28 protein-coding genes are annotated in these 26288 nt (G+C 42.0%); 22 read left to right on the forward strand and 6 right to left on the reverse strand.

The genetic code is table 11. The features are described 5' to 3' along the window. Window positions 1-65: 65 nt before the first annotated feature. From TH606_RS08855 to rimM, 6 genes are all read left to right on the forward strand, one after another. On the forward strand, window positions 66-761 hold the full coding sequence (locus TH606_RS08855; protein ID WP_068543050.1) for an anaerobic ribonucleoside-triphosphate reductase activating protein: 696 nt from the start codon (window positions 66-68) through the stop codon (window positions 759-761). After that, window positions 754-1572, forward strand: a complete 819-nt coding sequence (locus TH606_RS08860) for a M48 family metallopeptidase (RefSeq protein ID WP_231887769.1) — start codon at window positions 754-756, stop codon at window positions 1570-1572. Before TH606_RS08855 ends, TH606_RS08860 begins: the two co-directional genes overlap by 8 nt. 47 nt (window positions 1573-1619) lie before the next feature. After that, entirely contained in the window at window positions 1620-2948 is a 1329-nt protein-coding gene (gene ffh / locus TH606_RS08865) for a signal recognition particle protein (protein WP_068543054.1), read from the forward strand. A 37-nt stretch (window positions 2949-2985) separates the two neighbouring features. Continuing rightward, window positions 2986-3231 (forward strand): 30S ribosomal protein S16, encoded by a 246-nt coding sequence (gene rpsP / locus TH606_RS08870; RefSeq protein ID WP_068543056.1) that lies wholly within the window; start codon window positions 2986-2988, stop codon window positions 3229-3231. Window positions 3232-3296: 65 nt separating this feature from the next. Further along, on the forward strand, window positions 3297-3536 hold the full coding sequence (locus TH606_RS08875; RefSeq protein WP_013907852.1) for a KH domain-containing protein: 240 nt from the start codon (window positions 3297-3299) through the stop codon (window positions 3534-3536). 2 nt (window positions 3537-3538) lie between these two features. Further along, window positions 3539-4084 (forward strand): ribosome maturation factor RimM, encoded by a 546-nt coding sequence (gene rimM / locus TH606_RS08880; protein ID WP_269451054.1) that lies wholly within the window; start codon window positions 3539-3541, stop codon window positions 4082-4084. A 61-nt stretch (window positions 4085-4145) separates the two neighbouring features. On the opposite strand, the gene TH606_RS08885 is transcribed toward rimM, so the two are convergent. The 4 genes from TH606_RS08885 to TH606_RS08900 form a co-directional block, all read right to left on the reverse strand. Further along, window positions 4146-5030, reverse strand: coding sequence for a restriction endonuclease (locus TH606_RS08885; RefSeq protein WP_197460544.1), 885 nt, complete (start codon window positions 5028-5030; stop codon window positions 4146-4148). 252 nt (window positions 5031-5282) lie between these two features. Then, on the reverse strand, window positions 5283-7274 hold the full coding sequence (acs, locus tag TH606_RS08890) for an acetate--CoA ligase (protein WP_068543062.1): 1992 nt from the start codon (window positions 7272-7274) through the stop codon (window positions 5283-5285). Window positions 7275-7523: 249 nt separating this feature from the next. Continuing rightward, entirely contained in the window at window positions 7524-8705 is a 1182-nt protein-coding gene (locus TH606_RS08895) for a SufB/SufD family protein (protein WP_068543064.1), read from the reverse strand. Beyond that, entirely contained in the window at window positions 8669-9433 is a 765-nt protein-coding gene (locus TH606_RS08900) for an ABC transporter ATP-binding protein (RefSeq protein ID WP_068543067.1), read from the reverse strand. Before TH606_RS08900 ends, TH606_RS08895 begins: the two co-directional genes overlap by 37 nt. Before the next feature lie 152 nt (window positions 9434-9585). Between TH606_RS08900 and alr the strand changes: the two genes are divergently transcribed. The 11 genes from alr to nrfD (TH606_RS08955) all read left to right on the forward strand — a co-directional run bounded on the left by alr (window position 9586) and on the right by nrfD (TH606_RS08955) (window position 19253). Beyond that, entirely contained in the window at window positions 9586-10671 is a 1086-nt protein-coding gene (alr, locus tag TH606_RS08905; RefSeq protein ID WP_269451055.1) for an alanine racemase, read from the forward strand. A 10-nt stretch (window positions 10672-10681) separates the two neighbouring features. Further along, window positions 10682-11020, forward strand: a complete 339-nt coding sequence (gene tatB / locus TH606_RS08910; RefSeq protein ID WP_068543071.1) for a Sec-independent protein translocase protein TatB — start codon at window positions 10682-10684, stop codon at window positions 11018-11020. After that, the gene (gene tatC, locus TH606_RS08915; RefSeq protein WP_068543073.1) at window positions 11004-11717 is read left to right on the forward strand and encodes a twin-arginine translocase subunit TatC; all 714 of its coding nucleotides are present in this window, start codon (window positions 11004-11006) and stop codon (window positions 11715-11717) included. The genes tatB and tatC overlap by 17 nt, the downstream gene beginning before the upstream one ends. A 180-nt stretch (window positions 11718-11897) precedes the next feature. After that, the gene (locus TH606_RS08920) at window positions 11898-12278 is read left to right on the forward strand and encodes a cytochrome c3 family protein (protein ID WP_068543075.1); all 381 of its coding nucleotides are present in this window, start codon (window positions 11898-11900) and stop codon (window positions 12276-12278) included. A gap of 66 nt (window positions 12279-12344) precedes the next feature. Next, the gene (locus TH606_RS08925) at window positions 12345-13115 is read left to right on the forward strand and encodes a 4Fe-4S dicluster domain-containing protein (protein ID WP_068543077.1); all 771 of its coding nucleotides are present in this window, start codon (window positions 12345-12347) and stop codon (window positions 13113-13115) included. A gap of 15 nt (window positions 13116-13130) precedes the next feature. Further along, window positions 13131-13523 carry a cytochrome c3 family protein gene (locus TH606_RS08930; RefSeq protein WP_068543079.1) on the forward strand — a complete coding sequence of 131 codons (393 nt, stop codon included), beginning with the start codon at window positions 13131-13133 and terminating at the stop codon, window positions 13521-13523. An 88-nt stretch (window positions 13524-13611) separates the two neighbouring features. Continuing rightward, window positions 13612-15639 (forward strand): sigma 54-interacting transcriptional regulator, encoded by a 2028-nt coding sequence (locus TH606_RS08935; protein ID WP_082863592.1) that lies wholly within the window; start codon window positions 13612-13614, stop codon window positions 15637-15639. 366 nt (window positions 15640-16005) lie between these two features. Beyond that, window positions 16006-16212: a hypothetical protein gene (locus TH606_RS08940; RefSeq protein ID WP_068543081.1), complete on the forward strand. Its 207-nt coding sequence runs from the start codon at window positions 16006-16008 to the stop codon at window positions 16210-16212. A gap of 11 nt (window positions 16213-16223) precedes the next feature. Continuing rightward, window positions 16224-17414, forward strand: coding sequence for an NrfD/PsrC family molybdoenzyme membrane anchor subunit (gene nrfD, locus TH606_RS08945; protein WP_068543083.1), 1191 nt, complete (start codon window positions 16224-16226; stop codon window positions 17412-17414). 57 nt (window positions 17415-17471) lie between these two features. Continuing rightward, a complete protein-coding gene (locus TH606_RS08950) occupies window positions 17472-17792 on the forward strand; it encodes a MerR family transcriptional regulator (RefSeq protein WP_068543085.1) in 321 nt (106 codons plus the stop codon). 276 nt (window positions 17793-18068) lie between these two features. After that, complete coding sequence (nrfD, locus tag TH606_RS08955) at window positions 18069-19253, forward strand: NrfD/PsrC family molybdoenzyme membrane anchor subunit (RefSeq protein WP_068543087.1); 1185 nt, start codon at window positions 18069-18071, stop codon at window positions 19251-19253. Between the two features lie 30 nt (window positions 19254-19283). On the opposite strand, the gene yihA is transcribed toward nrfD (TH606_RS08955), so the two are convergent. Further along, the gene (gene yihA, locus TH606_RS08960; protein ID WP_068543089.1) at window positions 19284-19871 is read right to left on the reverse strand and encodes a ribosome biogenesis GTP-binding protein YihA/YsxC; all 588 of its coding nucleotides are present in this window, start codon (window positions 19869-19871) and stop codon (window positions 19284-19286) included. A gap of 89 nt (window positions 19872-19960) precedes the next feature. Between yihA and TH606_RS08965 the strand changes: the two genes are divergently transcribed. From TH606_RS08965 to TH606_RS08975, 3 genes are read left to right on the forward strand one after another with little or no spacing between them, the layout of a single operon-like run. Further along, window positions 19961-20821, forward strand: a complete 861-nt coding sequence (locus TH606_RS08965; RefSeq protein WP_068543091.1) for an AAA family ATPase — start codon at window positions 19961-19963, stop codon at window positions 20819-20821. A gap of 1 nt (window position 20822) precedes the next feature. Next, window positions 20823-22646, forward strand: a complete 1824-nt coding sequence (locus TH606_RS08970; RefSeq protein ID WP_068543093.1) for a hypothetical protein — start codon at window positions 20823-20825, stop codon at window positions 22644-22646. Window positions 22647-22651: 5 nt separating this feature from the next. Next, window positions 22652-23761: a THUMP domain-containing class I SAM-dependent RNA methyltransferase gene (locus TH606_RS08975; RefSeq protein WP_068543095.1), complete on the forward strand. Its 1110-nt coding sequence runs from the start codon at window positions 22652-22654 to the stop codon at window positions 23759-23761. Here the strand turns inward: TH606_RS08975 and TH606_RS08980 are convergent. Then, complete coding sequence (locus TH606_RS08980) at window positions 23739-25058, reverse strand: MBL fold metallo-hydrolase (RefSeq protein ID WP_068543097.1); 1320 nt, start codon at window positions 25056-25058, stop codon at window positions 23739-23741. The genes TH606_RS08975 and TH606_RS08980 overlap by 23 nt on opposite strands. Window positions 25059-25124: 66 nt before the next feature. On the opposite strand from TH606_RS08980, the gene TH606_RS08985 reads away from it, so the two are divergent. Beyond that, window positions 25125-25514: a PilZ domain-containing protein gene (locus TH606_RS08985; RefSeq protein WP_068543100.1), complete on the forward strand. Its 390-nt coding sequence runs from the start codon at window positions 25125-25127 to the stop codon at window positions 25512-25514. Continuing rightward, window positions 25492-26288: prepilin peptidase (locus TH606_RS08990; RefSeq protein WP_068543102.1), on the forward strand; the 797-nt coding region annotated here is incomplete at its 3' end. The genes TH606_RS08985 and TH606_RS08990, both read left to right, overlap by 23 nt.

Here is a 26288-nt window from a genome sequence, read left to right on the forward strand (position 1 = left end):
AACCACCTCCCACAATCTGTCAATACCCCCCTTACTAAAAAATTTTTTTAGGCTAAAATGGCCTCATGATTAAAGGATTTAGAGGAACAAGCCTGGTTGACTATCCTGGCAAAATCTCTGCCGTAATATTTTTTGGTGGATGTAATTTTCGCTGTCCCTTTTGTTACAATGTAGATCTAGTTTTGCCTGAAAGGCTAAAAGATATCCCGGAAATAGGCATTGATGAAGTTTTAGCAGAAATACAGAAAAGAAAGGGCTTTATCTCAGGGGTAGTTATAACTGGTGGAGAGCCCACTCTTCATCCAAGGCTTCTCAGGTCTCTAATGGAAAGAATTAAAGCTGAAGTCTCTTTGCCTATTAAGCTTGACACCAATGGCTCTAAGCCAGAAGTGATAAAATCTCTTCTGAAAGAAAATCTGGTTAATTTTATTGCTATTGATTTCAAGGCCGCCCCTGAGCGATACCCGGAGCTACGCGGAAATTTTGCCCAAATAGAAGAAACCCTTTCTGTAATAGCTGGGCATGTCCCTTTTGAAATCAGAATAACCGCGGTACCTTACTTTATTTCTCATAATGAGCTTGAAAAACTGGCTCCTTTTATGGAAGGAGCAGAAAGGGTGGCCATTCAGCGTTTTATGAACGAATATGAAAAATTGAATCCCGAAATAGATTTAGGGGCTTATAGCCCAGAAGAACTTAAAAGTCTTAAAGTTTTTCTGGAGGGAAAAGTTAATGTACCGGTGGTTTTGCGAAATGTCTAAAAAGCTAGTTTTAGCTTTTGTTTTATTGGGGTTGCTTTATGGCTGTGCTACGGCTCCGGTAACAGGCCGCAAACAGCTTATCCTTATAGACCCGAAAACAGAAGTACGACTCGGGCTTAAGGCCTATGAAGAGATTCTTAAAAAAGAAAAATTATGTAATGATCCAGTTATAAGTACCCTGGTTCAAAGAGTGGGAATGAGAATCGCCAGGGCCTCAGGTAAACACTACGACTGGGAATTTAAAGTTATTGACAAGCCAGACACTATAAACGCCTTTTGTCTTCCTGGCGGAAAGGTTTTTGTCTATACTGGCATATTGCCTGTAGCCGAAAACGAAGCCGGATTAGCCACCGTTCTTGCCCATGAAATTGCCCATGCCATTGCCCGTCACGGGGCCGAGCGTATGAGTATTGCTATGGTTGCTGCTTTTGGAGAAACATTAGCAGCTCATCTTTTTGATTTTAAAAATCCCCGCACCCGAGAGCTTTTTTTAGCTGCTTATGGCCTGGGAACCACCATCGGCGTAATACTTCCGTATAGCCGCAAACAGGAATACGAGGCAGACACCATCGGTCTTTATCTTATGGCTAAGGCTGGCTATGACCCTCGCGAGGCGGTAAGGTTCTGGGAAAGGATGCGTAAAGTTGCTGCTGGCCGCAAAAAGATTCCGGAATTCCTTTCAACCCACCCGGCTGATGAAAGACGCATTGAAGCTATTAAAAATTATCTACCAAAAGTTTTACCTATCTACGAAAAAGCTAATCCCAAATACGGCTTAGGAGAAAAGATCCCCGAACCTCATTGCCGATAACTTCTTTTCAAGTTAAAGTTCTGGAAAAATAAGCCGAAGTGTGAAAAATGTTTGAAAATTTAAGCGATCGTCTGGAATCAACTTTTAAAAAGCTACGCGGGCGTGGAAAACTTACCCCTTCTGACGTAGAGAAGGGCTTACGTGAAGTGCGTCTGGCCTTACTTGAAGCTGATGTCAACTTCCGCGTAGTAAAAGACTTTATAAACCGCGTTAAAGAACGAGCCCTTGGTGCAGAAGTTCTGGAAAGTCTTACCCCTGCACAGCAACTTATAAAAATAGTCCATGAAGAACTAATTCATACTTTAGGCGAAACCGCTGTTCCTTTAAATCTTTCCGGGCCAAAGCCCATACCGATTCTTCTAGTAGGGTTGCAGGGTTCTGGTAAAACTACCACTGCCGCCAAACTGGCCAGGTTCCTCAAAAAGAAAAATTTAAAGCCTTTTCTTGTACCAGCTGACGTTTATCGTCCGGCGGCTATTGACCAACTAAAAACCCTGGCCAGGCAGGTCGGAGTAGCCTGTTTTGATACGCAGCCTGACCAGAAGCCTGTGGATATTGTCAAGCATGCCATGGCCGAAGCCAAGGCCAAGGGTTACGACGTAGTTATTATTGACACGGCAGGCCGCCTTCATATTGACGAGGAAATGATGAACGAAGTGGAAGAAATCAAAAAGGCCGTTGAACCTCGCGATGTGCTTCTGGTGGCAGATGCAATGACTGGTCAGGACGCGGTAAATATTGCCAAAAGCTTTCACGAAAAAGTAGGCTTAACCGGCGTGGTGCTTACCAAAGTAGAAGGTGACGCCCGCGGAGGTGCGGCTCTTTCTATTCGGGCGGTAACAGGTTGCCCTATAAAGTTTTTGGGTGTAGGGGAAAAGCTTGACGCCCTTGAAGTATTTCATCCTGACCGCATGGCCTCTCGCATCCTGGGCATGGGAGATGTACTATCCCTAATTGAAAAGGCCCAGGAAGCCTTTGACATAAAAAAAGCTAAAGAACTTGAAAAAAAGCTTAAAAGAGATGCCTTTACCCTTGAAGATCTGCGTGACCAGATTCGTCAAATGAAACGCCTGGGCTCTCTTGAAAGTATCATCAAACTTATACCTGGCATTGGCAACAAACTAAAAGATATGCCCTTTGACGAAAAAGAATTGGTGCGCATGGAAGCCATTTTAAACTCCATGACTCCACAAGAGCGCCGATACCCTAAAATTTTAAACGCCAGCCGTAAGCGTAGAATTGCCAAAGGTAGTGGCACCACAGTACAAGACGTAAACCGCTTGCTCAAAAGCTACGAAGAGATGAGAAAACTTTTTAAACAGATGCGTAAAAAAGGTGGGCTTCAGGCCCTTGCCCGAAATCTATTTGGCATGTAAATATGTTAAGTTCAGTTTAACAAGGAGGTGAAAGAAGGTGGCTATAAGGATTCGCTTAATGCGCAAAGGGCGTCGTAATCGACCTTTTTATCGGGTAGTAGCGGCAGAGGCTTCTGCTCCTCGAGATGGTAAGTTTTTAGAAGTTTTAGGTTACTACGACCCTCTAAAAGAGCCTTACGAATTTAAAGTTGACCCTGAAAAAGTCAAAAAATGGCTTGACCGTGGGGCCAAACCTACAGAAACGGTGCGTTCCCTTTTAAAGCGCAGTGGAATTTTAAATTAAAGGGTGGCGTATCTGTTGATAAAGACCTATATTTCTGCTGAGGAAAGTTCAAGAGGAGGTTAATTATGGGAAAGCTCAAAGAGTTAATCGAAAACATTGCCAAAGCGTTAGTGGACAATCCCGACGCAGTCCAGGTGAAAGAAATTGAAGGGGAGCAGACTTTAGTTATTGAACTTAAAGTGGCCAAGGAAGACCTTGGCAAGGTCATCGGGAAACAGGGGCGTACTGCCCGGGCTATGCGCACTATCTTAAGTGCCGCCTCAACCAAGCTCCGCAAACGTGCGGTCTTAGAAATTATTGAATAATCTTGGCTGGTAAAGACCGCAAAATTCCCATCGGGAAGGTTGCGCGAGCACACGGAATGAAGGGGGAGGTAAAGGTCCTCCCCTATCCCCTTTTAAATTTTGAAATCATTACGCAAATTTCGCGTTTTTATCGTCGTCTTGCCCCAAATGAGTTTGGCCTGCTTGAGCCAGAAGGTATTCGTCAGGCTCCGGGAGAAGGATTTTTAATCAAATTTAAAGGCATAGACGATAGAAATGCTGCCGAAAGCCTTCACGATGAAGAGCTTTTCGTAAATATAGAAGACCTCCCTCCCAAAGAAGAAGACGAATTCTATGTGTTTGAACTAGTTGGCTTAAAGGTTGTTTTGCCAGATGGTAAAGAGCTTGGTGAAGTAGTTGGTCTTATGCCGGTTGGCCCTTACGAACTCCTGGAAATAAAAGTAGCCCCTCGCAAGACTATCTATCTTCCCATGATTGAAGACATTATTTCTGAAATTGACCTGGAAAAAGGCGTAATCCACGTCACTCTCACTCCAGATTTACTGGAAAGCCAGGGAGTAGAGGTATAACGTTTCTTTGATCTGGCTTATGTAATAGACAGCAATTATCTCTATTCATCTGTAAAGTAATCTAGATCCAATTTTTAATCTCATATTTCGCTACAGTTGAAACACCCACATCATTATCTACCATATATTGAGCAAGTTGTTCTCCATCTATAAGAATTACTTTCGTATCAATCTTAGCTACATATTCAATAGCTTCTTTAGAAAAAGAAGAAGTAGTTATAAAAACACCTTTTTTAGCTCTCTGCGCTTGCAAAGCGCCTACAAACTTTTGGATCTCTGGACGGCCAACAGTATTATCCCATCTTTTAGCTTGAATATAGATAACATCTAGACCAAGTTTATCTTCTTTTATAATACCGTCTATCCCTTCATCTCTAGTTTTACCTATTGCCTGCCCAGCATCTTTTCTACTGCCTCCATAGCCCATTCTGACAAGTAAATCAACGACTATCTTTTCAAATAAACTCGGTGGACATTTTTTAATTTGTTGTAATAGTTCTTTTGCTAGATTTTCTCGTAAATTTTCATAAGCATCTTCAAGAACCTCTTCGGGAGTTTTTTCTCCAGAACCAGAAATTGTTTTTCCAGAGCTATTTTTCCTTCTACGTTGTCTAAAATCTCTAAATTCTTTAAATTGTTCTAGAAATTTTGTATCTATTTTTTCAGGCTTTTGCTTCAAAACTTCTAATCCTCTTTGAGTTATCTTAAAATATCCTCTTCGTGTTTTTTCAATCAAGCCAGCTTGTTTTAGGTAGGTTCGAGCCCAAGCTACACGATTATTAAAGATCGGCTGTTGGGTAGTAGGGAATAATTGTTTTAATTCATCCTCCGTCAAATTAAACCTGGTGGCCAGATAATCTACCGCTTCTCTAAGAGAATGTTCTTTTTGGTCACTAAGAAATTCCAATAAAGGGAACATGCAACTTTGGTAGTCTGGTATTGCCATCCGATATCTCCTTATTCATAAAATTTTCAATTATATTTTCGGAACTCTACTTCAAACCTACAATGCAAAACTTAGCTATAAACTCCACGACATTCTAAAAACAAGTTTTTGGGAAACCAAATTATTTGATGACTTTGCTTACAGTGAGAGAAAAATTAACTCTAATTGTTGATTATAGGATAAAATAAACTGCAATAAAACAAAAAAGGCGGGCTGGGCCCGCCTTTTAAAAACAAGGTGCAATTTTTCAAACTACTTTTTGCCCATCAACTCTTCTCTTCCCTTAATCAGTTCGTCAATCACGGAAGGATCAGCAAGGGTTGAGGTATCACCAAGATCCTCGTACTGCCCGGCAACGATTTTACGCAAAATTCGGCGCATAATCTTTCCACTACGGGTTTTGGGAAGGCCGGAAACGAACTGAATGTAATCAGGCGTAGCAATGGGCCCAATGACTTTGCGCATGTGCTGCTTGAGTTCCTGACGGAGTTCTTCAGAGGGCTCATATCCTTCTTTGAGAATTACAAAGGCATAGATAGCCTCACCTTTAATTTCGTGCGGATAACCAATAACAGCGGCTTCGGCCACTGCCGGGTGAGCCACCAGGGCTGACTCAAGCTCCATGGTTCCAAGACGGTGACCAGAAACATTGATAACGTCGTCAAGACGGCCCATAATCCAAAAGTAGCCGTCTTCGTCGCGGCGGGCACCGTCACCAGTGTAGTAATAGCCTGGGAAACGGCTGAAATAAACATCTTTGAAGCGTTTTGGGTCACCCCATACGCCACGAAGCATACCGGGCCAGGCACGCTTCATGCAAAGGTGGCCTCCCTCGTTTACATCAGCAGGGGTGCCGTCGTCTTTGAGAATAATGGGCTCAACTCCAGGCAAAGGTAAAGTAGCTGAACCTGGCTTTTGGGGAATAGCATAAGGTAGCGGAGAAATAAGAAAGCCACCAGTCTCTGTCTGCCACCAGGTATCAACAATAGGGCAACGTCTGCGGCCCACGTGTTCATAATACCACCACCAGGCTTCAGGGTTAATGGGCTCACCAACAGACCCTAGGATTCTTAAGCTTGATAAGTCATATTTATGAGGCCATTCATCACCTGCCCGCATCAAAGCCCTGATAACCGTAGGAGCAGTATAAAACAGGTTTACTTTGAACTTCTGGCAGAGCTCCCAGAAGCGCCCGGGATGGGGATAGGTGGGCACACCTTCATACATAATTTGAGTGGCCCCCAGGCTCAAAGGCCCGTAAACAATGTAAGAATGGCCGGTAATCCAGCCAATGTCTGCGGTGCACCAGAAAATATCTTCAGGCTTCAAATCAAAGACCCACTGGAGGGTATGAGCCACGTAAACAAGATAGCCACCAGTGGTGTGAAAGACCCCTTTGGGCTTTCCGGTGGAACCAGAGGTATAAAGAATAAAGAGGACGTCTTCGGCGTCCATTTCTTCACACTCACACCAGTCAGAAATATCTTCAGCGTTTATGGCTTCGTGATACCAGATATCGCGGCCTTCCACCCAGTTAATGTCAAGACCAAGCCTCTTTACCACGATGCACTTTTCAACTGTGGGGCAATCTTTAAGGGCTTCATCGGCGTTCTTTTTGGACTGAATCTTGCGGCCAGAACGCCAGTAGCCATCAGCGGTAATAAGGAGCTTGGCCTCGCAATCCTGAATACGGGTTTTCAAGCTTTCAGCTGAAAAGCCGCCAAAAACCACTGAGTGGATAGCGCCAATACGAGCACAGGCCAGCATCACAATGGGAAGCTCTGGAATCATGGGAAGATAAATGGAAACGCGGTCGCCCTTTTTTATGCCGAGTTTTTTGAGGACATTGGCAAAACGGCAGACCTCGCGGTGAAGCATTTCATAGGTATAAACTTTTACTTCTTCGTCGGGTTCTCCCTGCCAGATAATGGCAGCCTTATTGCGGGTTTCATCGGTAAGGTGGCGGTCAACGCAGTTATAGCAGGCATTTAGTTTGCCACCTTCAAACCAGCGAATCTCTGGCTTATGGAAGTCCCAATAACAGGTGCGGTCCCAAAGTTTGAACCAGGTGATAAGCTCTTTAGCCCGTTCACTCCAGAAGCCGTCAGGGTCGCTCAAAGAGTAACGATAGATTTCTTCGTAATCAAATTTGCTGCTAATATAAGCCTCATCCCGCCCCTCCTGCGGAGGATAAACAATGCGTTCCTCCTTTAAGACACTTTCAATCTTGGTCGGATCTGCCATATAAGCCCTCCTTCAATCTTTTGTAAAGTTGATAAATTTGTTAGCAAATTTTGTTGAACATGTGAACCCACTCTTTTTCAAAAACTTTTAGTCTAAAGGCTCTATAATTCAAGAAAATTGAAAATCACGATAACTAAATCTTAATTTCAGAATGAAATAAAACAACTATATATTTTGTTTGAGTTGGTAGGTCCGTTTAGACAGGCAGGGCAATAAGGCCCCCGAGGTAAACCCCAGGAGCCTTTTGGTTTACATACCTTTTCTGGCTTCTTCAATGGTCTTATCAATTTTGGCCTGTAGTTCTTCCGGAAGGCCTTCAATTCTTACATTCAAAAACCCACGGACAACCAAACTGGTGGCTTCTTCTTCGTCAAGGCCGCGGGCCATAAGGTATTCAATTTCTTCACGGGCGATTTTACCAACAGCCGCTTCGTGGGACATATCCACATTGGCCACGTGGGCTTCAAGCTCAGGAATAGCCAGGATATAGCCTTTATCTGTTAGCATAAGCCCCTGGCATTCAAGGTGAGCTTTAATTTCCTGGGCTTTGCCGATGAGATGGCCACGGGCAATGACCTCACCCCCGTAGCAAACCGTGCGCGAAATTATCTCGGCCCGGGTTTCAGGAGCTTCCAGAACAACCCTTGAACCAAGATCAAGATGAGCCCCTTCAGGAGCAGCAATAATAGAAGTAAATTGGCCTACAGCCCCTTTGCCTTTCAGACGACAGGTGGGATAAGATTGCACTGAGCCCACCTTGTCAAGAGAAATGTAATTAGAAATCATGACCCCGCCTTCTTCTACCCAAATACCAGTTCGCGGGCGCACGTGGACATTTTCTCCCCACTCGTGAATCATGGTGTAACTGAACCTGGCATTTTTCTTTACGTAAAACTCAGAAACTCCAATGTGAAGGCCAGAAGTGACATGAGGGTTAGTAGTGCAGCCTGTAATAATATGAAGCTCAGCCCCTTCTTCCACAATAACGATATTATGTACACGCTGGGCTACTTTGTCAGTACGAATATAGAGACAGGTTTGCAGAGGATAGATGACCTTTTCACCTGGCATTACACGTATAAAGTAGCCGTTATCCAGGTCTTCGGCAGTTATTTTAGTGAATTCGTCTTTATCAGGAGGAACTGCCTTCCAGAAGTAATTTTCACGCAGCCAGTCATACTTCTTCAAGGCCTCAGTAATAGGGAGAAGCTCTATACCTTTAGGCACACAACTACAAGAAACCACTCCACAATCAGCCTGCACAAAGAGACCCAATTTATCTTCTGCTTTTATATCAATCCCTACTTCTCTTAGACGTTCAATCTCTTCAGGAGAAAGCTCATCAAGCGACTTTGGTGGTGTTACCTTTTTTGCTGGTATAAACTCTTCTAAGTTTAAACGTTCAACTGGGTTTCCATTCTTTTCAGACATTTTAAACACTCCTCATAACCGTGTTTTTGTATTCCTTCAAAAATTTCCTGAGGGTTACCCTGACAATAAATTTTACCGTCAAGCATAACGTAGCCCCGATCAGCCGGGACGTATTGGAGAATAAAACCTGTATGGGTAATAATTAAGCCGCTTTTTTTGCGTGGACGGTGTGTTTCTTTTTCCAGCAAACGCCTGATCATGCGGCCGATAACTTCAATATTTTCCACATCAACTCCAGATTCAGGCTCGTCAATTAAGGCTAAATCTGGATTTTGAATTAAAAGCTGAAGAAGCTCACTCTTTTTAAGTTCTCCACCTGAAAAACCAAGATTTACTTCTCGGTCTAAAAACTTTTCAAAACCAAACTCCTGTGCCAGCTCCTGGATACGATACCCGTTCTCTTTAGCACAGAGTTCAAGGAGTTCTCGCAGTTTTACCCCTTTTATACTGGGTGGTCGCTGAAACATAATACCTATTCCTCGCCTGGCCCGCTCATAAGGAGGAAGATTGGTCACATCTTCACCCTTAAAAATTATTTTTCCATGACGCACCTGATATTGAGGAAAGCCCATAATAGTCATCAATAAAGAAGTTTTACCAGAACCATTGCGGCCAAAAAGAATGTGCGTCTCCCCTACCGGGATGGTCAAGCTCACCCCTTTGAGAACTTCCCTACCTTCTACTTCTACCCAAAGGTCTTTCACTTCAAGCATTGGTTTTTGCGCCATAACTTACCACCTTATAAGATTTCTTAAATTCCTATCTTTTTAGTATAGTAATAATTTTAACCCTTTACCGCAAGTAGTAAATGCATAAATATGAAGTAAATCAAGTAAAAAAATTTTAGGGGGGTCTTATTCGCTGGTCATTCTGGCTTGAAATTAACCTTTCAGCCCTTAGAGCTAATATTAGGAAGCTTAAAAGCCTCACCAAGCCAGAGGTTAATTTTCTTCCAGTAATTAAAAGTGAGGCCTACGGACATGGGCTTTTACCTGTGGCGAGAACTCTCGCTTCAGAGGGCATTTATGGATTTGGCCTCTCTGACCTGGAAGAAGCTTTACGTTTGAGAGAAGCTGGCCTTGCCCTTCCTATAATTTTATTAAGTGGTTTTGAAACCCCGTGGCTTCAAGAAATAGCCAGATTAAAAATCATACCAACAGTGGTGGATTTATATCAGTTAGGACTTTTAGCGGCTTTTTCTCGTAAAACCAGCAAGGTCTTTCCTTTTCATTTGAAAATAGATACAGGCATGGGCCGATTCGGCCTATTACCAGAAGAATTAGAAAAGGCTCTTTATATTATTCAGGAAAATCCTCAGTTACGTCTAGAAGGAGTTATGTCTCACCTGGCCTGTGGAGAAAAACCATATAAAGAAATTACCATTGAGCAAAAAAAGACCTTTGCTGAATGTATTGAGAAAATAAAAAAAATCAGGGTTAAGCCGCGTTTCTTTCACCTGGCAAACTCAGCAGCTTTAATGCTTGACAAAGCCACTCACTACAACTTGGTTCGTCCAGGAATTGCCCTTTACGGGGCTTATCCCTTTGAACCACAAACCTCTCCTGTAAAACTAGAGCCCGTAATGACGGCCAAGGCCCGAATTTTAAGTGTAAAAAAAGTTAAGGCTGGTCAGGGTATAGGCTACGGCCCTATTTTTAAAGCCTCCAAGGATATGAAAGTTGCTCTGGTGCCAGTTGGATACGCTGATGGATATTTGCGCAGTTTAAGTAATCAGGGTTTTGCCTGGGTAAAAGGGAAGAGAGTGCCTCTAGTAGGCGCTGTTTCCATGCGCGTTATAATGTTTGATGTTACTGGACTTGATATTTCTCCTGGCGATGAACTTATCTTGCTTGGTGGCGCCAAAAGAGAGGTTCCCCCTGAAGAACTGGCTTCTCGAGCAGGGACTATACCTTATGAGTTGTTTTGTCTTTTGGGAAAGGGTAGTTTTAGAATTTATCTTGATTAAGGATTAAGACATGTTTGGTATAGGCTTTCCTGAATTGGTGGTTATTTTTGTAGTAGCGTTAATAGTATTAGGTCCAGAACGCCTGCCAGAAGCTGCACGTTCGGTAGCCAGGGTTTTTTTTGAGTTTCGCAAAGCAGCCGACGAGTTAAAAAAGGAATTAGGAGCAGATGAAATTGAAGAAAGCAAGGCCGAAATAGAAAAAGTAAAAAGAGAACTCCTTGAAAAGGTTTACACTCCCCTGGAACCAGACCCTTTCAATACCTTAAATAAAAAAGAAAAAGGCGCAGAAAATCCTTCTTCTCCGAAACCTTTAGAAAAAGAACAATCAAAAGATGACTCAACGGGCTAAAATAACTTTTTTAACCCACTTTGAAGAGCTTAGACGCCGCTTGCTGTTTTTTTTGGGTTTTCTTTTTTTCGCCTGGATAATCCTTTTTACCCAGTTTCACCGTTTAACCCCCTTATTTTTATGGCCTTACGAAAAGGCTTTCCCTGACCAAAAGTTAGACTTGGTTTTTACTTCCTTGCCCGAAGCTATTATGGCCGCTTTAAAAAGCACTTTTTTTATGGCTTTAGCTCTCTCTATACCTTTTTTGGTTTTCCAGGCCTGGCGCTTTCTCTCTCCTGCCCTTTTCCCCCATGAAAAAAAGTTCTTTTCAAAAACACTTTTTTTGGGCACTATTTTTTGCTTAGCTTCTCTGGCTCTTACTTATTTTCTTATTTTTCCCTCATTTTTAAAAGTAATTTTGGGCCTGGGGTACACTAATTTTACCCCTCTTTTGAGAATCCAGAGTTATTTAGCCTTTTTAGGCAAGGGGCTCCTTTTTGCGGCCATACTTTCTCAAATACCTCTATTTACAGCCCTTCTGGTCAAAGTGGGAATTTTGCCCGCTTACGGAGGGAAAAGGCGCATTCTTTACCTTTTGGGTGTGGCTTATGCTTTGGCGCTTTTCCTCTCCCCAGGAGACATTGTAGCTCAAATTATTATTGCTTGCTGCTTTTATGTTCTTTTAGAAAGTGGATATCTTCTGTCCAGAATCTTCTAAGAAATAAATAGATAAAATCAAAACTATTTAAAATTCTGTTAAAGAAAGTAAATTTTTTGTAACAACAAAATATTAGGCCCTATTTTCACCGAAAAAAGGTTTTTTCGCTCCAAAACGATTTTTGACGATCAATAAAAATCAAACTAAGCTCCAACAGCAAAAAGAAAAAAGGAGGTTTTTATGAAAAAGGTTTTAGGAGGAATTTTGGGGCTTGTATTAGGGCTAGCTTTTTACAGTTACGCCGTTTGTGGAGAAAATGGCCCAGAAGTTATTACTTTTGAAGGCGGCAAAAAAGGAGCAGTAACTTTTAACCATTCAAAACACCAGAAAGATTATGGAATCAAATGTGGTGAGTGTCATCACGGCAAAGACCATAGCCCTTACAAAGAAGGTATGAAAATTCAGAAATGTGCCGATTGCCACAACAAGAATATGGAAAATAAAAAGTTAAATAGCGTGAAAAAGGCCATGCACAAAAACTGTAAAAGCTGTCATAAAGCAGTTAAAGATAAACACCCTAAAGCTCCTACCAAATGTAAAGAATGTCACGTAAAGAAATAAACTTTGAAAGGCGGATATCTTAAAGATATCCGCCTTTCTCAAGAGTTTCCCCAGAGGAGATGAAATATGGACCTCAAAAAATTTGGTAAGTGGTTAGCCTCTTTGAAAAACGAAGGAGTTGACACCATACCCCTTGAAGAACGGCGGTCCTTTCTAAAAATGGGCCTTAAAGTTACAGGAGTATTTGCTGGCGGAACGATTCTTTCGGTAGCATCTAAACTTGAAAAAGCGCAAGCCATCCCCCCTGCTTATGTGGGCACCTTTCCTTACAAACCTCACTACGCTATGGTTTTAATTACAGACCGCTGTGTGGATTGTGAACTTTGTATGGAAGCCTGTGTACGGACCAACCACGTTCCCCCTTATGGCTGGCGCACCCGCATCTTTGAAAGAAAGATTAAAGGGCCTGAAGGTTACGTACGACAATTTATGCCAGTTCTTTGTAACCAGTGCAACATTCCTCCTTGTGTTAGGGTTTGCCCAACTAAGGCCACGGTAAAAGATCCAAAAACAGGCATCGTAAAAATGATTCCTAAAAAGTGTATAGGTTGTAAAACCTGTATGACGGCTTGTCCTTACGATATGCGCTACTTTAATGAAGAGCGAAGAGCGGTTGATAAGTGTGATTTTTGTTGGGAATCAAGGCTTTCTAAAGGAGGAAAAATTACTGCTTGCGCTGAGGCTTGTCCAGCGGGAGTACGTATATTTGGAGACCTTGCCGACCCCAAGAGCAAAGTCTATCAAATAGTTTATGACCCGGCCCGAGTAATCTGGGTATTAAGGCCAGAAACAGGAGCAAAACCCAATGTTTTTTATACTATTGAGGGCTTAGGATAATTCTAGGAGGCTTATATGAATCGCTGGTTTTTATTGTTTATTCCTCTAATTCTGTTCTGTTTTTTGGCAAGTAAACCTCTTTGGGGACAGGAAGATGAAGAAGAATATCCCCAAGAGCCCATAATTTTTACTAAACCAGTAAAAGCTGTAATTTTTGACCATAAATTTCACGTGGAAGAAGCAGGGCTTAGCTGCGAAGATTGCCATGAAGATGTTTTTGAAATGGCTACTGGTACGGCCGAAGAGAACGAAGATTTCAACATGGAAGCCCTATATAATGGCAAATATTGTGGAGCCTGCCACGACGGAGAAAGTGCTTTTGCCTCTGACAAAAAATGCACCACCTGCCACATAGGAGTTTTAGGCTGGCAAAGGCTTAAACGGCAAGAAAGAAAAACCTCCCACTAGAAGAAGGGGAGAAAACTCCCCTTCTTTGACTTTACATTTCCTTCCTTTTTTGGTTCAATTTTTATTAAAAAAATTTTAAAATATATTCATGAACCAAAACATTTATCCAGAGTTTATAGCTGATTTATTAGACATTATTCAAGAAGGAATAATTATTACCGACAAAGACCTTCGTATAGTATATATAAACTACTTTGCTGAAAAACTTTTAAGAGTAAAAAGAGAAGAAGTTAAAAATATACCCTGTTATAAGGTATTAACTAAAATAATTGATAAAACAGTATGTGACTGCTTAAAAGAGAAAATTTCTTCTGGTAAAGAAGTAATGAAAGTTCCCGTTCATCTCCAAAACGTTGAAGAGGCTTTTATATATATTAGCTTTTTTTTATCTCCTTCTAAAGGATTTAATATTATATGTTTAAATAAAGGATTTCCTTTTAGTTTGTCAAACACTATTTTAAATAATCTTGCAGAAGCTCTTTTTGTAGTAAACAAAGATTTTAAAATTATTTACTTTAATAAAAAAGCGGAAAACTTAACAGACTTTAGCATAGAAGAAGTTCTAGGCAAATCATGCAAAGAAATTTTAAAGTCTAGTGTATGCAATAATTATTGCTTAATTAAGCAAAGCTGTGAGAAAAAAACTACCATAAAAAAATATGGAATCTTCTTAACTAAGAAAGATGGTACCCAGTTTCCAGCAGAAATTATAACTAGTCCGATATTTATAGGCCAAAAGTTACTTGGCGCCTTAGAAATATTTAGAGATATTACTTTTGATTTGCAAATGCAGTCTATTCTTGAAAGCATAGGAGATGGAGTTTTTTCCGTTGATAAGCACTTCATTATAACTTCATATAACCCCGCTCTAGAAAAAATAACGGGATATTCCTTAAAAGAGGCTTTAGGAAAACCCTGTTACGAAATCTTCAAAAGCAGTTTATGCCAAAGTGAATGTCCTGTTGTCCAAGTTATAAAAGAAAATAAAAGAATATTTAATAAACAAGCATATTTTATACATAAAACAGGTAGAAGAATCCCCGTTTCTATTACCGTTTCCCCTATTAAAGACCCTCTAGGGAGACTTATAGGAGCGGTTGAAACCGTAAGAGACTTAAGCGAAATCTGTATTTTACGAAAAGAACTTAACAAGTCTTATAAACTTTGTGACATTATATCTAAAAGTCCTTTGATTGACCGCATTTTCAAGGTCTTGCCTGATATTGCCGAAAGTGAAAGCACTGTACTTATCACCGGGGAATCAGGGACTGGCAAAGATATTTTTGCCAGGGCTATTCACGACCTATCCCCTCGTAAAAAAGGGCCTTTTGTAACTGTCAATTGCGCTGCCATTCCTGACACTCTCCTTGAAAGTGAACTGTTTGGTTACAAAGCTGGAGCTTTTACTGATGCCAAAAAGGATAAGCCTGGACGCTTTGCCCTGGCTAATGGCGGAACATTATTTTTGGATGAAATAGGTGAAATTCCTCTTCCTCTCCAGGCTAAACTTTTGAGAGCTATAGAAACGAAAGAATTTGAACCTTTGGGGGCTTCTAAACCAGAAAAGGTAGATGTACGCATAATTGCCGCTACTAATCAAGATTTAGAAATATTAGTTAAAGAAGGACGTTTTCGCCAAGATCTTTACTACCGCATTAATGTAGTCAGAATTCATCTCCCGCCCTTGAGAGAAAGACGAGAAGATATACCTCTTTTGGCCGAGCATTTCATTAAAAAATTTAGAGCCAGTAAAGGAAAAGAGATAATAGGTATTTCTGAAGACGCCTTAAAAATTTTGATGGACTATGATTTTCCAGGAAACGTAAGAGAACTAGAAAATATAATTGAATACTGTTTTATAGTGTGCAAGGAAGGTCTTATATACCCAGAACATCTCCCAGATTATCTAAAAAAAGATACCTTAATCATACCAGAAGAAAAAGCTTCTTTTTCTATTCCTAAGACTCTTCAAGAAATAGAGAAAGAAGCTATTCTCCAGGCCTTAAAACGAAATAAATGGCGCAAGATGGCCACCTGCCGAGAACTTGGCATTTCTAAAGATACCCTCCGCCGAAAACTTAAAAAATATGGTCTTCAGAATATGGGCGCAAAATAAGCCTATAAAAACTTCTGATTAAAATAATTTGCAAATTTATTTGAAATATTTATTGTCAAGAAAAGCTAAATATGGGTGCAAATTGCGCCCATATTTATTTGAACAGGCGCAAAATAAGCCATATTCACCCTGCCATAGCTAATTCAATCTTCCTTATACTTTAGTTCATTTTTCTTGAAAACTGTTGGTATTCAATAACTTGAATACTTTACTGTCAAGTTGGCATAACAAATGCATTACAAGAAAATGAAAATTAAATACTTACAAGAAAAGATAAAAGAGACTTTTTCAAAAATTTAAAACTTAATTGGCTATAAAAAAGCATAAACACTAATTTTGGCCATTAAACTCCTAAGGAGTGGAAAAATGAAAAATATTCAAGCAATTAAACCCCAGCTTTTAAAAAAGAAAAGTTTGGAACTCAATGAAGCTCAAGAAGGGTGGTGCTGGGCTGAAGGGATTTTGGGAGCTTTCTGTTTCCTTATGTTTTTGGCTTTAGGCCCCTTTGCCGCTATACCCGCCTTTTTTGCCACTTTTTCCATTCCCAAATGGATTGAAGAAAAACAAAAATAAGGAGGTAAGTTATGGCCGAAACCAAAATAGAAACACTTAAACCTTTTCAAGTTGACCTTTCCTTTGCTACTCCGAGAATTACACTTTTAACTTTTCTTTTTCTCTTCTTAACATTGATAGGAGTAGCTGCAGGTGTCTATGGATTAATAGTAGGACATCACCACATTTGTAATACCACCCGGGAAATTCCTTGGGGAATTTTAATCTCTGGTTACATCTATTTTGCCATCATGTCCACCGGGCTTTGTATCCTTTCGGTTCTAGGGCATCTTTTTGGCGGAACTTCACTTCTTCCCCTTTCAAACAGGTCGCTTTATCTCTCTATTTTTGCCATCCTAGCCGCTTTTCTAATCATTGGCTTGGAACTGGAGAATCCCTGGCGCATGTTCTGGATGGCCATAACTCCTAATCCCACTTCTAACATAATGTGGATGGGTGCTCTTTACGGTGCGTGTGTGGCCTTTATGCTACTAGAGTTTGTCTTAATTCTTTCAAAACGTTATGCCCTGGCTTTTGCTTTAGGATTATTAGGGGCTTTGACAGAAATAGCCGCCAATACCAACCTTGGAGCCGTCTTTGCCTTAATAGCAGCCAGACCTTTCTGGTATGGTGCCCAGTTACCAATTTATTTTATAACCTCTGCCCTTATGACTGGTGCTGCCGCTCTTATTTTCTTTAACTACATTGCTTACGAGGTGCGTCAAAAAGCTATGGACGAGGCTATGCAAAAAGCCACTTCTGCCGCTGGGAAAGTCCTTCTGCTTTTCTTGATAGCCGTCTCCCTGGCTACTATCTGGCGTTTTCTGGCGATTTTTACTGGTGGCTCTGATAAAGGCCGCCTGGCAGCCCTGGCTCTCTTAAACGGACCTCTGGCCTTTAATTTCTGGTTTTTTGAAATAGCTTTAGGCCTGGTGTTCCCTATCATCATCTTGGTGTTCGGTGGTTTAAGAAATATCCATGCCATGTTTTTGGCCTCTCTTATTACTTTGATTGGTGCGTTTTTCCAGAGATATGACCTGGTAGTGGCTGGTCAAATTGTTCATCCTTATCATGGCTTATTTGAAGGGATTCCCAAATATTTGAGCTATTCGCCCTCTATATTTGAACTTTTGATGATCATGGGTGGAGCTAGCCTTTTAGTTACAGGGTTCTTAATCGGTGAGCGCTATTTTGCTGGAGTATTTGAAAGCAGAGAACACTAAAAAACAGGAGGGGGATTGGCCCCCCCTTCTCCAAATATTTTAGAAAGGAGGCCCAAAATGAAAAAAAATGAAGCTATTTTTTCCATAGGTGTAGCCGCAAAAATATTGGAAGTGCACCCCAGAACTTTGCGTATTTACGAAAAAGAAGGCCTAATCAGGCCGGTCCGCCGCGGGAGCAGACGCTACTATTCCATGGACAATATCCAGTGGATTAATTGCCTGCGCAAAATGATTCACGAAAAAGGCTTAAATCTTGCTGGAGTCAAAGAACTCCTAAAATATGCCCCCTGCTGGAGCATAGTGGATTGCCCCCCTGAAGTGAGAAACAGGTGTACAGCTTATCTTTCAGTAGTAAGAAAAGATGAAACTGAACAATAGATAGAACTACTGATTTTTTTATTTTATGTAAAGCCTTTCAAGCTTGCCTGCCATGATGTCTCGCCTTGTATATAGGTATTGTCAATAAATCTTGACAATTTTATTGTCAAGATTTTCTGTTATTCCTTGATATATCTTTTAGGATAATCTCTGTTAAAATTTTTGTTAAAATTTCACTTCCAATTTTACTTGACATTAACTATTGTAAGATTTTATTAAAATCTTAAAAATTTTTGTATTTAAACATCAAGTTTTTTAAAAGCTTAGGAGGGTATTATGGCAGAAGCAAGAGAAGCAGCAATTGGTAGAGAATTAGTTATTATTCCCAGTAAAACTAATGTCTGGTTGGCTTTTCTTTTTGGGTTGTTGTTTGCAGTAGGCACAGCTGTTGGTATTTATAGTTTTATTGCTGGCCACGAACATGTTTACGGTATAACCAGAGAAGTCCCTTGGGGAATACTCATTTCCACTTATGTATTTTTCGTGGTTACCTCAACTGGCCTTTGTTTGACTTCTTCTATTGGCCATGTTTTTGGGGTGCAAAGCCTTATGCCTATTGCCAGCCGAAGTGTATTCCTGGCTATTGCAACCATAATTGCTGGTTTTGCGGTAATTGCTTTTGAACTGGAAAACCCCTGGCGCATGGCCATCTATAACATCATTTCTCCTAACCCAACTTCTAACATCTGGTGGATGGGAACCCTCTACGGAGCATATCTGTTTTTTATGCTGGTGGAATTTGCCCTTTTAAAACTAGGGCATCATCGCAAGGCCGGCTTAGCAGGCCTTATGGGTGTTATTGCTGGTGTAGCGGCTCACAGTAATCTGGGAGCAGTTTTTGGTCTAGTTGGTGCTAAAGAGTTCTGGCACGGCCCTTACATGCCTATCTATTTCATTGCCTCAGCCATGATGAGCGGAGGGGCGGCTATTATCTTTTTCACCTGGCTTGCTTACAAAGTTAATGGCTGGCAGATGGACCAAAAGATGGAAAAGGCCCTTCAAGTGACCGGAAAAATCTACGCTTTATTGCTGGCCATTGTCATGTTTTTCACCACCTGGAAGATTTTAGCCGGCCTGGCAGGACATCCTCCTGGAAAATATGAAGCCACCATGGCTTTAATTGCCGGGCCTTTTGCCTTTAATTTCTGGTTCTTTGAAGTTGGCCTGGGTTTAGTGTTGCCCTTTATAGTAATTCTAGCGGTTAAAGCCCGAAATATTCCAGCCATGGCCATTGTTTCTGGATTGGCTTTGCTGGCTATCTTTGTCATGCGTTATGATTTGGTTGTTTTAGGCCAGCTTATTCCTCACTACCATGGATTTCAGATTGTAGATATGCCTCACCTTTACTCCTATAGCCCCACTTTCCTAGAATGGCTGGTAGTCCTTGGAGGATTTGGCTTGTGTGGAATGCTCTTTTTTATGGGTGAACGCCTTTTTAAAGGCCATTTAGACGAACACTAAGACCATAAGGGGCACGCCCTGGCGTGCCCTTTAGCCGATGTTTTCCCAAATTTTTTGTTTTATAGGTTCAAGACCTTCTTTAGTTTTACAGGAACACAAAAAAACTTTTTCTTCTTCAAGCGAGAGTTTATCAAGATATCGTTTTTTAAGTTTGGGAAGTTCGGTTTTTTTAGCCCGGTCTGTTTTGTTTAATACTATGATAAAGTTGCGGCCAAGCCCTTTTACATAGTCAATTAACATAAAATCAAGTTCATCTGGCTCTCGCCGAATGTCAAAAATCAAGACCAAAAGCTTTATTAAGCGAGGAGAAGATAGATAGGTTTCAATAAGCTTTTTCCATTGGGCTCTCATCTTGGGCGAAACCTTGGCAAAACCAAAACCCGGCAAATCAACCACCCAGAACTTATGATCCACCCGATAAAAGTTTATAGCTTTAGTAAAACCTGGCGTAGAAGATACCCTGGCAAGCCTTTTTTGGCCCAAAAAAGCGTTAATTAAGGAAGACTTCCCTACGTTGGAACGCCCTAAAAAGGCCACTTCTGGCAGTTTGGGGACAGGCAAATCTTCGGGCTTAAAGGCACTTTTTTCAAATTTCACCTGTTTTATCCTTGGCTTCATGTCTTCTCCTAAAAGATGAAGCTATCTGCAAATAAGGTATAATTGATTATAATCACATCAGTCAAAAAATTTTAAAACAGGTGATAGACATGGAAACTTGTGTAATAGATGGAGTAACCCTTCACCTGGCCCATCCTGACGAGCTGAATTTAATCTGCGTGGGCCAGGAAGAGGTCATAAAACAGGTATTAGCCGCCTGGATGATTATTGACGAAAAAGACCTGCCCCTTAACCCACGACTGGTTGGCAAGCCAGGCGTAGGAAAAACAACCATTGCCTATGCCGCGGCCAAAAGACTTGGCCGTGATGTATATATCTTTCAGGCCACGGTTGATACCCGCCCTGAGGACCTCCTTATTACGCCGGTAATCTCTGATGAAGGCCGCATTCGCTACATGGCAAGCCCTATTGTTACCGCCATGATTAAAGGCGGCGTGGCCATTATTGACGAGGCCAACCGCATGAGTGAAAAAAGCTGGGCCTCACTGGCTCCACTCCTTGACTCGCGCCGTTACGTAGAGTCCATTGTGGCTGGTATTAAGATAAAGGCTCATCCTGATTTCCGCATTTGTGTCACCATGAACGAAGACGCTTCCACCTTTGAAGTGCCAGAATACATTCACTCAAGGCTCCAGCCCCAGATTTATGTGGACTTTCCCGAAGCTGAAGAAGAATACGAAATGCTTAAGGCCAATCTCCCCTTTGCCGACAAAGATATCCTTCACTATGTGGTTTCTTTCCTGCAACTGGCTCACCGAGCAGGTGAGTCTTTTTCGGTAAGAGACGGGGTAAATATTGCCCGCTATGCTTTAAAACGCCTGGCTGGCCCGGACAAAGGTGCTGACAAAAAAGAAATCTTAAAAGAGGCCATTATCCAAACTTTGGGGCAAACAGCCCTTATCTTCTGGCCTGATAACAAAAAAGAAGGCCCCCGGTTAAGACCTGTGTAACATGGAAAAGTCAGGGCTACCCAGAGTAAGCATAGGCCAGAGTGAAATAGTTTTTTTGCCCATACTTCACGGCAAACTTGAGTTTGCCCAGGAGGTAAGAAATTATCTTCTGGACATAAAGCCTCAAGCCGTAGCGGTGGAATATCCAGAAACTCTGGCTGAAAAGATTTTGCGCGGAGTAAAAAGGCTTCCGCTACTTTCGGTGGTCTCTTACAAAGAAAAAAACGGCACCACCGTTTACCTGTTGATAGAACCAGTGGAGCCTCTGGTAGAAGCCATTCGCACTGGCCTTGAGATAGGCTCTTCAGTCCACTTTGTTGACCTTGACCTTGATGGCTATCAAGGACACAAAGAGGTTTTCCCTGACCCTTACGCCGTATTCAGGGTAGGTTACAAAAAGTTTATTGAAGAGGCCTTAAAGATTAACTTTCCCAAAGACCCTCTTGACCTTCACCGTGAAAAGACAATTGCCTATAACTTGAAACAGCTGTCCCAGAGATATCGTTCTATTGTTTTTGTAGGAGGGCTAGCTCATATAAAAGCTATCCAGGAATTCCTAAAGGAAGACCTGGCCCAACCTTTAGCCAGGCGCAAACGCGAAGGCGTTTTACTCTTTCACCTTGACCAGGTCTCAAGCCGAGAAGTCCTCTCGGAAATAGGATATTTTCAGGGCATTTACGAAAAAGAACGCACTAACCGTTTGAAACTAGACCGCCTTATTTTGCAACAAAGGCTTCTAGAAGAGGCCCTTTCCCGGTATGAAGAAAAAAATAAAGAAGTAGTTCCACCAAGGCACCTGAAAATTCTCAGTCAGTTTGCCAGAAACTACGCGCTGGCTGAAGGGCGTCTTTCTCCTGATTTTTACCAGCTTCTGGTGGCAGCCCGTGGAAGCGTAAACGACGACTTTGCCTGGGAACTCTGGGAAATCGGCACCCGTTATCCCTTTCAAGCAGAAAGTCCAGAAATTTGTCCTATAAGGATTAAGCTTGAAGACTTATTTAAACCGCACAAAAAAATTAAATTTTTCCGCAAGTTAAAACCATTGCGGCGCAAGCGTTTATTACCTGTCAAGAAAAAGCCCACTGAAAAAAGGCCAGGAGAATGGAAAAAGGCCTGGCAGGGAATAAATATTTGTTCCTTTCCCCCGGAAGACATCGTGGTGGAAGGCTTTGGGCGTTATGTAATGCAAAAGGCCTTGCGAGTCCTTGCAGAAGACTTAAGGCGCATTGAGCCTTTTACCAGTTCTCTTAAAGACGGCATAGACCTAAGAGAAACCATAAGAAACTGGTATGAAGGGCGTCTTTACGTTCGCGAAGAAAGGCCGGTTACCGGTAAAGTGGGATCAGTGGTGGTTATTTTTGACGAAGACGAAGCTCCTGATGGCAAAGAACGCTACCCCTGGAAATTAACCTGGCACGGTGAGCATAACCAGGAATCAGACATGGCCTTTTACGCTACGCGCGCCGGTGAAGTAGTAATAGGGCCAGGGATTTCTCGCTGCTATTACGGTGGTTTCATGCTCACCTATCCTCCCATGCGGGTTTTTGACATCTGGAGTGACCCGTTGTTTGACTTTGCCCGCGGAAAGGCCGAACGCCTACTTATAGCCGCTATTGATTATTCCCTTGAAAAGTATGTAGTATACATTGCCAGAAGGCCTCCCTCTTCGCTGGCCAAACGCCTTGCTGCTCACCAGGGAAAAAAGGTAATTTACCTACCACTTGGCCAATTTTCGCCCACCTTGCTTAAAAAAATTCAGACTTTTCACGTGCTTGAAGGGCATAAAGTGCGCCTTTACGCCCACAAGTACATTGAAGGTGACTAAGAAAATTGTCTTCGCGAAGTATTTATGAAATTCTTGCTGTTTGTTCTCCCGGCTTAGAAAGAATACTTTCAGGTGAACTTGCTTTATTAGGCATAGAAGGGGAACCACTTCCTGGCGGAGTATCTTTTAAAGGCACGTTAGAAAAGGTTTATCTTTCTAATCTGTGGCTGCGGACAGCCAGCCGGATTTTGTTAAAAATAGGTCGTTTTAAGGCCTTTAGCTTCAAAGAACTTATAGAAAAGGCCTCCCGTTATCCATGGGAAATTTATTTATCTACGGCAAAAGCTATAAAGATACGGGTTACCTGCCACCGTTCAAAACTTTATCATTCAAAAGCCGTAGCTGAACGCATACTCAAAGCCATTTCTCTAAGACTGGGACGAGAAATAGAGCTAAGCCGTGAAGAGAAAGCTCCTTTATTGGTGGTAAGGCTTTTTAAAGACGAAGTTCTTATAAGGGTTGATTCTTCAGGGGGAGACCTTTTTAAGCGTGGCTACAAAGTAGCCAAAGGCCCAGCCCCTTTGCGGGAGAACCTGGCCGCGGCCCTGATCTTGCTCTCTGGCTGGGACAAAAAAGCGCCATTTCTTGACCCCTTTTGCGGGACAGGCACCATTGTGATTGAGGCCGCTATGTATGCGGCCAACCTGGCCCCTGGCCTTAACCGAAGTTTTGCTTTTGAAAAGTGGCGAAACTTTGATGAAGAACTCTGGCAAAACTTAAAAGAAAAGGCGAGAAATGTGATAAATCCTCCCGAAGGGCTAATTTTAGGAACCGACTTTAGCGAAAAAGCCATTTCCGCCTCTCGGGAAAACGCCGAAGCCGCAGGAGTGAACTCCTGGGTTAACTTCCAAAAAATAGAAGTCTCTCGCTTAAAACCACCTGCCCCTAAAGGCTTCATGGTAACCAATCCGCCTTTTGGCAAAAGACTAAAAGATATTTCCCCTTTTGAAAAACTGAGAAATCTTTTCAAGAAAGAGTTCTCCTCGTGGAATTTAACTTTGATTTATCCTGATAAAAAGCTTCCTGTGGACTTTCCCTTAAAGCTTGAAAGAATAGCCTTTTTTGAACATGGTGGGCAGAAAGTCTATGTGTTTAAAAAACAAACTTCCGGTTAAGGCCTGGAGCTTCAACCTTTAGGCCATATTTTTCACGGATGGCTTTAAGTAGTTTACTTCTGGCCCTGGGTTCACCGTGAGTTAAGAAAACCCGTTTGGGCTTCTCCTGAAAGTGGCCAAGCCAGATTAGCAGTTCGTTATGATCAGCGTGGGCAGAAAAAGCCTCAATCCTGAAAATGCGGGCCCGGTTTTCTACAGTGCTGTGATTAAGCTTTACCCTTGGTAAACGCTCAAGGATAGCACGGCCTGGTGTTCCTTTGGCCTGATAGCCCACAAAAACAACGAAGGTTTTACGAGAGGGGAGATGCCTTTTCAGGTGCTCTATGATACGTCCACCAGTTACCATGCCTGAGCCGGCAATTACCACGTAGGGAGGGGAAAGTTCTTCAATACGCTGCGAAGCTTTTCGTGAAGCGGCCGAAAAAAGTAGAGGGAAAGAAAAAATTTTGTCTCCTCTTTCCAACCTTTTAAGGGCCTCTTCGTCGTAAAGTTCAGTGTGGCGGGCATAAACTTTGGTAACTTTGAGGGCCATAGGGCTATCAACGATTACTGGCAGAGGTTTTATTTCACCGTCTTCTACCAGCTCATTGAAAAAATAGAGAAGCTCCTGGGTGCGCCCAATGGCAAAAGAAGGGATAAAGACCCTCACCCGTTCTTTTTGGGCAGAGGTTACAATGGCCTTCAACTGGCGTTTGGCCAAAGAGAAAGGAGGATGTTTTCTTCCACCGTAAGTAGATTCCATTATTACGTAATCTGCTGTTTTGACTGGAGTTGGGTCTCTAATAATGGGTGTTCCCGGCCGGCCAATATCCCCTGAGAAAACAATTTTTTTCCCTTCACACCAGAGCTCCACGTTAGCTGCTCCTAAAATATGCCCAGCGTCCTGGAAACGAAAGTGAATATCGCCGGGGATATCTACCATTTCGCCATACTCAAAGGCCCAACAAAGCTCACGAACTTTGTCAGGCAGGTTACGGGGACCTATTTGTGGTTCAAGGTGAAGGCGGTCATTTAAAACGATATCTAAAAGCTCTATAGTGGGTTGAGTGGTAAGTATTTCACCACGAAAGCCGTCGCGCACAAGTTCAAGGAGCCTTCCTGAGTGGTCAAGATGGGCATGGGTCAAGATAACGTAGTCAATTTCTTTGGGTTCAAAAGGGAAAGAGCGATTATAAGCCAGGAAGTCTTCTTCCTGGTAAAGGCCACAATCAATAAGGATTTTTTTGCCCTTACTTTCAAGGAGATAGGCACTTCCAGTGACCGTACCACAGGCTCCTATAAAAGTTAGACTGCCCATAGATTTTCCTTTATTTTCTTATTATTTACGAATATCATAACCTAAAAACATTCCAAAGGAGTTTGTATGTTTTTAGTAGATAGGCGAAGAAGTCCTAGATATTGTTGTCAACTCCCAGTATATATCGATGAAAAAAATCTTTCACTCTATCTTTGCGACTTATCACTTACAGGTTGTTTTATAGAAACTCTTCCCAAAAATCTTATACCTATAGGGAAAAAAATTACTCTTATTATTTCTCTTCCATGTGTGGGGCCTATTCCCATAGAAGGGATTGTGAGACATCACGGTACCCCGGATAGAGTTGGTATGGGAATAGAATTTCTCCGCTTCCACGACGGGCTCCATCGGGTTTACGCCAAGTTCGTAAAAATTTTGCCTATACTTGAAGAAGCCCGTAATCTTTACCAGGAAATAGCCGATAAGAGTATTAATGCAGGAAATAGCTCTAGTTGAAATTACAGCCGTTTTTATTTTGGGAGCTCTGGTAGGGAGTTTCTTAAATGTTTGTGCTTATCGGCTTCCCAAAGAAGAATCGGTAATAAGACCTGGCTCTCATTGTCCTCACTGTAAAACCCCTATTAAATGGTATGACAATATCCCTATTTTGAGTTTTCTTCTATTAAAAGGCCATTGCCGATACTGTGGAAAACCTATTTCCTGGCGTTATCCTTTAGTAGAGTTAATTACCGCTTTTCTCTCGGTGCTAGTCTATTTGCGTTTTGGTTTAACACCAGCTTATCTTGGCTTTTTCTTTATGGTGGCTGGATTATGGGTAGCAAGTATTATAGACCTGGAATACCAGATAATTCCCGATGAAATAAGCCTTCCTGGCATTCTCGTAGGACTTTTCTTTTCCCTATACAACCCCCTTACGACACCTATAGATGCCCTGCTTGGCGCTCTTTGTGGAGCTGGGGGGCTGTATCTCCTTGCGGAATTTTATTATTTTTTCACCAAGAGGGAAGGGCTTGGCGGAGGAGATTTAAAGCTTTTGGCTATGATAGGGGCTTTTTTGGGAGTAAAAAGCCTTATCCCTGTTCTATTTCTGGCTTCTTTAGTAGGTGCTGTAATTGGCATAGCGGCTGCCCTGTGGCAAAAAGCCAAAGATAAGCGCACTTTTGCCATCCCTTTTGGCCCTTTTCTTTCGCTGGGAGCCATAGTTTATCTCTTCTTTGCTTCATATCTAGAACCCTTTTCCCATAGTGTTTCGTCAACTGTGTCCGCAGG

The sequence above is a fragment of the Thermodesulfatator autotrophicus genome (assembly GCF_001642325.1).
Lineage (GTDB): Bacteria > Desulfobacterota > Thermodesulfobacteria > Thermodesulfobacteriales > Thermodesulfatatoraceae > Thermodesulfatator > Thermodesulfatator autotrophicus.